Raw genomic sequence first — 2,243 nt, 5'->3', positions numbered from 1 at the left:
GTCGGGGCCGGCCGGTTTTGCGGCAGCTTTGGCCGCTTTCGCTGGTGCCGTCGTCCTTGGTGTTTTTGCCACCTGTCCCTCCCGGTTGTTCTTATTGTCTCTGCTTGCCCGCCGCGTCGTCTCCGAATGACAGAGACGTCCCTCCGCTGCCGCCGGCATCCAGGAAATCCAACATGCCATCTATGTATTGCGACTATCGGCAACCGTGCAAGTCTGCCCCTGCGGCAAGATGGCAAAGAAAACCTTCCGCGCCAATGACAGGCCGAAGGTCGCGGTTCCTCGCTATCGGTCGCGTTGAAGATAATAAAAAAATGCAGTCGTTAATAATACCGTGATCGGCAGAAAGTGACATTTCATTCTCGTTTTTAGCGGAAGTGCAGAATTAAATTCTGCTTCCCATGGGGTAGGCAAGCTGGGTGTTCCAAAGCCGGAAAAACGGTGCTTATATGCGCGCTTCGCGAGCCTGATAGAGGGGCTTGGAAGAACATCAGGGAGTCCTCCATGAAAAAGAAACTGACTTTTGCGGCCGCGTTGCTGGCCGCAAGCGTCCTCGGCGGCGTGGCCAATGCGAAGCAATTGGTCTACTGCTCGGAGGCGTCGCCGGCCGGCTTCGACCCATCGCCGTGGAGCGGTGGCAACGACTTCGACGCGTCGTCGCGCACCATCTATTCGCGCCTGGTCGAGTTCGAACACGGCAAGACCACCATCGCGCCCGGTCTCGCCGAGAGCTGGACGGTTTCCGACGACGGTCTCGAATACACGTTCAAGCTTCGGCCCGGCGTGAAGTTCCAGACCACCGACTATTTCACGCCGACGCGCGACCTCAATGCCGACGACGTGATCTTCTCCTTCGAACGCCAGTGGAAGAAGGAAAGCCCGTGGTTCAGCTATCTGGAAGGCACGGGCTGGGAATATTTCACCGGCATGGGCTTCCCGGACCTTCTCAAGGAAATCGTCAAGGTTGACGACCTGACGGTGAAGTTCGTGCTGAACAAGCCTGAAGTCGCTTTCCTGCCGGACCTCGGCATGGATTTCGCATCGATCGTCTCCAAGGAATATGCCGACCAGCTCGACAAGGCCGGCACCAGGCAGCAGTTCACCCAGAAGCCGATCGGCACCGGTCCGTTCCAGTTCGTCGACTACCAGGTCGATGCGGTCGTGCGCTATGCGGCATGGGACGGCTACTTTGGCGGCCGCCAGAAGATCGACGATTTGATCTTCGCCATCACGACCGATCCGGCCGTGCGCGCGCAGAAGCTGAAGGCAGGCGAATGCGATATCATGTCGTACCCGGCGCCGGCCGACATCGCCGGCCTGCAGGCTGACGCGAACCTCAAGGTTGACGAGCAGGAAGGCCTGAACATCGGCTACATGGCCTACAACACGACGCTGCCGCCCTTCGACAAGGTCGAGGTCCGCAAGGCCCTCAACATGGCCGTCAACAAGCAGGCCATTCTCGATGCGGTCTATCAGGGCGCTGGCCAGGCGGCCATCAACCCGATCCCACCGACCATGTGGTCCTATAACAAGGACATCAAGGACGATCCGTACGATCCGGACGCGGCCAAGAAGATGCTGGCCGACGCCGGCGTCAAGGATCTGTCGATGAAGATCTGGGCAATGCCGGTCAGCCGCCCGTACAATCCGAACGCCCAAAGGGTCGCGGAACTGATCCAGGCCGACTACGCCAAGATCGGCGTCAAGGCCGAGATCGTCAGCTACGAATGGACCGAGTATCGCGAACGCGGCAAGCAGAAGGACCGCGACGGCGCTTTCCAGCTCGGCTGGACCGGCGACAATGGCGATCCGGACAACTTCCTGTTCCTGCTCGGCTGCGATGCCATCGGCCAGTCCAACTATGCGATCTGGTGCAACCAGGAGTTCGAAGGCCTGTTGCAGAAGGGCAAGGCGACCACTGATGTCGCCGAGCGCACCAAGATCTACGAGGAAGCTCAGGTCGTGTTCAAGCGTGAGGCCCCGTGGCTGACCATCGCCCATTCCAAGGTCTTCATGCCGATGAACAAGAAGGTTTCGGGCTTCGTCATGGATCCGCTCGGCATTCACCGGTTTGACGGCGTCGACGTCACCGAGTAACTCCTGAGAAATTGGGCGGCGGCGCTGGACTTCCAGCGCCGCCGTTCTATGAAGTAAGATGCTCCGTTATCTCCTCCACAAGCTCGCCTTAATCATCCCGACCGTGTTCGGCATATCGCTGGCGGCGTTCGCTTTCGTCCGGCTTCTGC

1 protein-coding gene is annotated in these 2,243 nt (G+C 59.4%); it reads left to right on the top strand.

The window, feature by feature from the left end; translation table 11 throughout:
• Positions 1-501 precede the first annotated feature (501 nt).
• Complete coding sequence (locus E5W87_RS24210) at positions 502-2,094, top strand: ABC transporter substrate-binding protein (RefSeq protein WP_292403238.1); 1,593 nt, start codon at positions 502-504, stop codon at positions 2,092-2,094.
• Positions 2,095-2,243: the final 149 nt, after the last annotated feature.

Source organism: Mesorhizobium sp., assembly GCF_004962925.1.
Classification (GTDB): Bacteria; Pseudomonadota; Alphaproteobacteria; order Rhizobiales; family Rhizobiaceae; genus Mesorhizobium.
Note: the sequence above shows the minus strand (reverse complement) of the source record. Positions and strands in the feature narration are given on the sequence as shown.